Source organism: Streptomyces flavidovirens DSM 40150, assembly GCF_000429085.1.
In the GTDB taxonomy this organism is placed as follows: domain Bacteria; phylum Actinomycetota; class Actinomycetes; order Streptomycetales; family Streptomycetaceae; genus Streptomyces; species Streptomyces flavidovirens.
Genome location: NZ_AUBE01000030.1, coordinates 62347 through 68346 on the forward strand (window position 1 = coordinate 62347; position 6000 = coordinate 68346).

The 6000-nt window shown below is 67.3% G+C and carries 5 protein-coding genes and 2 pseudogenes; 3 read left to right on the forward strand and 4 right to left on the reverse strand.

The window, feature by feature from the left end; genetic code table 11:
- Positions 1–70: 70 nt before the first annotated feature.
- A complete protein-coding gene (locus G412_RS0127925; RefSeq protein WP_051338655.1) occupies positions 71–910 on the reverse strand; it encodes an ABC transporter permease in 840 nt (279 codons plus the stop codon).
- On the reverse strand, positions 907–1845 hold the full coding sequence (locus G412_RS0127930; protein ID WP_028814958.1) for a daunorubicin resistance protein DrrA family ABC transporter ATP-binding protein: 939 nt from the start codon (positions 1843–1845) through the stop codon (positions 907–909). Before G412_RS0127930 ends, G412_RS0127925 begins: the two co-directional genes overlap by 4 nt.
- Positions 1846–2009: 164 nt before the next feature.
- On the opposite strand from G412_RS0127930, the gene G412_RS0127935 reads away from it, so the two are divergent.
- Both G412_RS0127935 and G412_RS38570 read left to right on the forward strand, forming a co-directional pair.
- Positions 2010–2648, forward strand: a complete 639-nt coding sequence (locus tag G412_RS0127935; protein WP_028814959.1) for a PadR family transcriptional regulator — start codon at positions 2010–2012, stop codon at positions 2646–2648.
- 159 nt (positions 2649–2807) lie between these two features.
- Positions 2808–3649, forward strand: a protein-coding gene (locus tag G412_RS38570; protein ID WP_106964179.1) for an IS5 family transposase whose coding sequence is annotated in 2 segments (ribosomal slippage) — positions 2808–3168 and positions 3168–3649 — 843 coding nt in all. Because the reading frame shifts where the segments join, the coding sequence is not laid out codon by codon here.
- On the opposite strand, the pseudogene G412_RS41145 reads toward G412_RS38570, so the two are convergent.
- Positions 3577–3762: pseudogene (locus G412_RS41145) on the reverse strand (transposase); the annotation flags it as partial. The gene G412_RS38570 and the pseudogene G412_RS41145 overlap by 73 nt on opposite strands.
- Positions 3763–4215: 453 nt before the next feature.
- Between G412_RS41145 and G412_RS0127940 the strand changes: the two are divergent.
- Positions 4216–5472, forward strand: coding sequence for an IS110 family RNA-guided transposase (locus tag G412_RS0127940; RefSeq protein WP_028814960.1), 1257 nt, complete (start codon positions 4216–4218; stop codon positions 5470–5472).
- Between the two features lie 22 nt (positions 5473–5494).
- On the opposite strand, the pseudogene G412_RS38580 reads toward G412_RS0127940, so the two are convergent.
- A pseudogene (locus G412_RS38580) lies at positions 5495–5845 on the reverse strand (transposase); the annotation flags it as partial.
- Positions 5846–6000: the final 155 nt, after the last annotated feature.

A 6000-nucleotide genomic window follows, 5' to 3' on the forward strand; every position in this document is an offset into this window, starting at 1 on the left:
GCGCCGATCGCGCCGGGTCGGCCCCGGCCTCCGATCCGGTGGACCGGATCGGAGGCCGGGGCCGGTTTCGTCAGCGGCTCAGGTCCCGGAACCGTTTCACCGCCAGCGGGAAGAACACCACGATCAGGGCCACCGGCCAGGCCACCGCGAGCAGTTCCGCGTGGGTCGCGGCCCACGAGTCGCCACCCGCGCCCGGGTTGCCGAACAGGCCCCGTACCGCGGTGGCCGTCGCCGACATCGGGTTCCACTCCACGATCGCGCCCAGCCACGAGGGCATGGATGCGGGCGAGGCGATGGCGTTGGAGAGGAAGGCGACCGGCCAGACCAGGATCTGCACGGCCTGCACCAGTTCGGGCCTGCCCGCGACCATCGCCAGGTGGATGCCGATCCACAGCATCGCGAACCGCAGCAGCAACAGCAGTCCCACGGCGCCCAGGAAGGAGGTGAAGCCCTCGTGCCAGCGCCAGCCGATCGCGTAGCCGACCGCGATCATGACGGTCAGGCCGACCACCGACTGCAGCATGTCGGCGACGCTCCGGCCGACCAGGACCGCACCGGAGTTCATCGGCATCGAGCGGAACCGGTCGATGACCCCCTTGCCCAGGTCCTGGGTGACCGAGAGCATCGTCGCCTCAAGGCCGAAGGCCATGGTCATGGTGAGCATGCCGGGCACCAGGTAGGCCTTGAAGTCGCCCTCGATGCCCTGTCCGCCGCCGATCAGGTAGCTGAACATCAGCAGCATCATCACCGGGAAGACCAGCCCGACGACCACCTGCACGGGCTGGCGCGCCCAGTGCGCCAGCTCACGCCGGGTCATCGTCCAGGAGTCGGCCGCCGCCCAGCCCAGCTTCGAGCCCGTGCCGTGTGCCGTGCTCACCTCGTGCGTCGTGCTCACACTGGTCGCACTCATGCGGCGTCCTCCTTCGTCAGGTGCATGAAAACCTCGTCGAGCGTCGGCCGGCGTACCGCGATGTCCTCCGCCTCGATACCGGCCGCCTCCAGCGCTCGTACGGTCTCGGTCAGTGCGGCCATCCGGTCGCTGATCGAGGCACTGACCATCCGCCGGTCCTCGTCCATCCTCACCTCACCGGGCAGGAGCGAGGCGGCGCGGGCCAGCTGGCCGGTGTCGTGCAGGACGACATCGATGCGGTCGCCGCCCGTCTTGGTCTTCAGCTCGTCCGCCGTGCCCTCGGCGATGACCTTCCCGTGGTTGATCACCGCGATCTGGTCGGCCAGCTGATCTGCCTCCTCCAGGTACTGCGTGGTCAGCAGCACGGTCGTGCCGCCGCCGACCAGGGAACGCACCGCGCTCCACACCTCCGTGCGGCCGCGGGGGTCGAGCCCGGTCGTGGGCTCGTCCAGGAAGAGCACCTGCGGCCGGGAAATGAGGGACGCCGCCAGGTCGAGGCGCCGCCGCATACCGCCGCTGTACTGCTTGATCGCCTTCTTACCGGTGTCCGCGAGCCCGAACCGGGCCAGGAGCTCATCAGCCCTGGCGCCGGCGCGGCGCGCGCCGAGATGGTAGAGGCGGCCGAACATCTCCAGGTTCTGGCGACCGCTGAGCTCCTCGTCGACAGCTGCATTCTGGCCGAGCAGCCCGATCCGCGAGCGCACCTCGTCGGCCCTGGTCCTCACGTCGATGCCCGCCACCTCCACACGCCCCTCCTCGGGACGCAGCAGCGTGGACATGATGCGTACGGCCGTGGTCTTGCCGGCACCGTTCGGGCCGAGAATCCCCTGGACGGTCCCGGCCCGGACGGTTAGATCGAGGCCGTCGAGGGCCTGCTTGTCCCCGTACTTCTTGCGCAGACCTTCGACGACGATCGCCAGATCGTGGTCAGTCAAAACACCCTCCTTCAGTCAGTGATCAAACTCGACTAGAGACGCAAAGTACGACACCTCGACCGTCTAGTCAAACTTGACTACATGGCGAACCTACAGGGCGTCCTACAGCTAGTCAAACTTATATAGAGGTAATCTAGTCAAGATTGCCTAGGAGGGAGACGCCCATGTCAGCGATCCGGCTACTGGTCCTCGGCGCGGTCCGCCAGCACGGACGGGCGCACGGCTACCAGGTACGCAACGACCTGGAGTACTGGGGCGCCCACGAGTGGTCCAACGCCAAGCCGGGCTCGATCTACCACGCGCTCAAGCAGATGGCGAAGCAAGGACTCCTCATCGCGCACGAGGTCGCGCCGAGCACTGTCGGTGGCCCGCCCCGCGTCGAATACGAGATCAACGACAAGGGAACCGAGGAGTACTTCACACTGCTGCGCGAGGCCCTGAGCTCGCACGAGCAGAAGGCCGACGTCCTCTCGGCCGGCCTCGGCTTCATCGTCGATCTGCCCCGCGACGAGGCCGTCGCCCTCCTCAAGCAGCGGATCACGGGGCTCGAGCAGTGGCGGTCCACGGTCACCGAGTACTACACGCCTGAGGACGGGCCCGAGCAGCTCGGTCACATCGGCGAGATCATGAACCTGTGGGTGCACTCGGCCGACGGCGGCGCGGAATGGACGCGCGGCCTGATCGAGCGGATCGAAGGCGGCGCGTACACCTTCGCAGGGGAGGGCGAACCCTTCGTGGGCGTGCTCGCGGACGATGAGCCAAACCCGTACGCGACGGGGCCACACCCGGAGGACAACCGCTAGCGACACCTCCTGGCGGCGGCTCCGGGGCCGGTGTCGCCGCTCAGCATTGGCGGGCGCGATCGGGCGGATGCCCGGTTAACGCCGTAAATCATCAATGCTCGCCGCCAGATGGCTCGAACTAGAGCGTGCCTCTTTGATGGGCTGATCAGTTGATCAGCTATGTCTGTCCGGTTAGTGATCACTGATGCGATGTGGGACCGGATCGAGCCGCTGATGCCAGCAGATCCGGTGCGCGGACGACCGCGAGCCGACCACCGCCGGACCTTGGAAGCCATCGCGTGGAAGTACCGCACCTGCTCGCCTTGGCGTGACCTGCCAAATGAGCTTGGCCCCTTTCAGACCGCGCACAAACGCCTGATCAGGTGGGCCACGGATGGCACATGGGAACGGATCCTCGCGGCGCTCCTTGCAGCGGCGGACACCGATGCCGACCTGGGCTGGACAGTTTCGGTGGACTCCACCGCATGCCGGGCTCACCAGCATTCAGCCGGAGCCAGAAAAAGGGGGCACCTGGAAGGCCCGAGCCTGAGGACCACTCGCTCGGACGCTCCCGCGGTGGCCTGAGCACGAAGGTCCACCTGGCCAGCGACAGCCGGGCACGGCCTCTGTCAATCCACGTCACTGCCGGTCAGGCCGGTGATGCACCGGCCTTCGAGGCGGTCATGGCCGGTATCCGGGTCCCTCGGAGCGGACACGGAAGGCCAAGAACCCGCCCTGCGGTCGTGCTCGCGGATCGCGCCTACTCTTCCCGTGCGATTCGTGGACACCTTCGTCGACGCGGCATCCGTGCGGTCATCTCGCAGCCCGCCGACCAGATCGGCCATCGTCTGCGGCGAAGCCGCGCCGGAGGCCGCCCGCCCGGTTTCGACGTCGAGACATACAAGGAGCGCAACGCCGTCGAGAGGTGCATCGCCCGACGTAAGCAATGGCGCGGCCTCGCCATGCGCACGGACAAGCGGGGTATCGCGTCCAGCAAGGGCATCAGCTGCGTGACATCGTGACGGTTTCCGCTGGTCAGTGACACAGCCAGCGGGGTCCCGTGCCGGTCGACGATCAGGTGGTGCTTGCTGCCGGGCCGGGCCCGGTCGACCGGCGAAGGTCCGGTGTGAGCCCCCCTAATCCAGGGTGTAAGCAGTTGACCCGGGCCCATGCAGCGAGCCGGAGCGACTGCCCGCACAGGACAGCGAATGCCTGGATCCCCCCTGGCCGTCAAGGCCTCCTCAAAGAGCGGCATCGCTGTCCGTTGCGGGGCTCGCGGTGATGACGCAGGCGCCGGGCTGATGCCTCCGTTTCTCCAGGCCCGTGAGGCCTCTGTCAAGAGCGGCGCAGCCCGGCGCCTCCGTGGTCACCGCGAAACTCCCGGGGACTGCTCGGACGTTGATCGTTACGGCGCGAGCCCGCTCCAGGGTCGACCTCTTGTTCATCCGCGAGCCCGCGAGCTCTGCAGAAAGATCGAGCCCTGGAGTGCGCTGGTGTCGCGAACGGCTACTGAGATGGCGGACCAACGAGTCCTTGGATGAGGGCGCCGCGTGACCCGCATGTGCTCGTGACCTGCATAAACGGACTGATCTGGGAGGACAGTTTGACCGTGTTCTGCGGTATCGACTGGGCAGAGCGCCACCACGACGTCGCCCTCGTCGACGAAGCCGGCACTCTGCTCGCCAAAGCCCGTATCACCGACGACGCGGCCGGCTACCACAAGCTCCTGGCACTCCTGGCCGAGCACAGTGACAGCCCAGAAGATCCGATACCGGTGGCCATCGAGACCAGCCACGGCCTCCTGGTCGCGAGCCTGCGCACCGGCAGTCGTCAGGTCTTCGCGATCAATCCGCTGGCCGCCGCCCGCTACCGCGACCGCCACGGCGTCAGCCGCAAGAAGTCCGACCCGGGCGACGCCCTGGTCCTGGCGAACATCCTGCGCACCGACATGCACGCCCGCCGATCCCTGCCAGCCGACTCCGAACTCGCCCAAGCGATTACGGTCCTGGCCCGAGCCCAGCAGGACGCCGTCTGGGCCCGGCAGCAGGTCGCCAACCAGGTCCGCTCGCTCCTACGTGAGTACTACCCCGCTGCCCTGCTGGCCTTTCAGGGGAAGCAAGGCGGTCTGACCAGGTCTGATGCCCGTGTCATCCTCACTCTGGCCCCGACCCCGGCCAAGGCCGCAAAGCTCACCCTCACCCAGTTGCGGGCCGCCCTCAAACGCAGTGGCCGCCTCCGCGGCTGCGATGCGGAAGCCGAGCGGCTGCGGACTGTCTTCCGCGCCGAGTACGCCCACCAGCTCCCCAGCGTCGAGGATGCCTTCGGCCATCAGCTCTTGGCCGTGCTCAAGCAGCTGGACGCCACCTGCGAGGCCGCGGACGATCTCGCGGAGGCGGCTACAGCAGCCTTTCACCAGCACGCCGACAGCGAGATCCTGCTCAGCTTCCCGGGCCTGGGGCCCATGCTCGGCGCCCGCGTGCTCGCAGAGCTGGGCGACGACCGGGCACGGTTCGCCGACGCCCGGGCGCTGAAGTCGTACGCCGGATCCGCGCCCATCACCCGGGCCTCCGGCAAGAAGCGGTTCGTCGGCCGACGCTTCGTCAAGAACAACCGCCTCATCAACGCCGGCTTCCTCTGGGCCTTCGCCGCCCTCACCGCCTCACCGGGAGCGAACGCGCACTACCGACGCCGACGCGACCACGGAGACTGGCATGCTGCCGCACAACGGCACTTGCTGAACCGCTTCCTCGGCCAGCTCCACTACTGCCTCAAGACCCGGCAGCATTTTGACGAACAGCAGGCTTTTGCACCGCTCCTGTCACCCCGGACCGCGCAGGCGGCTTGACTTCTTAGCCCCCTGAGATGTCTTTGAGCGCCCGGACATGCGAGCCGTCGATCGCGGCGTCGTCCATGTCCAGTAGGCCGGCGGACCGTAGCTCGGTCAGCAGCACTTCGTGCAGTCGCGGCCAGACTCCGGCCTCGGTCCAGTCCCGCAGACGCCGCCAGGCCGTCACACCACTGCAGCCGACCTGTTCCGCCGGAACATCCCGCCAGCTCACGCCCTTGCAGAGCACGTAGATGATGCCCCTCAGCGCAGCACGGTCATCCGCCGGCAAACGCCCGGGATACCGACGCCGCCGAGGCGGACGAGCAGGTAACAGCGGGGCCACACGTTCCCACAGGTCATCAGGCACAAGATCAGCGGACGCACGACAGATCCTGCCGACACAACAGCCAACTGCCAAGTCCCACAACGGACCTCATTCTGAAACGATCAGTAAGAGGTCGTTTTCATCTTGAGCGTCATCTCTTAGGGCGGTTTGCGCTTCTCGATGAGGTGTTGCTGGTGGGGCTGTAGTTGTGGTTATGCGTG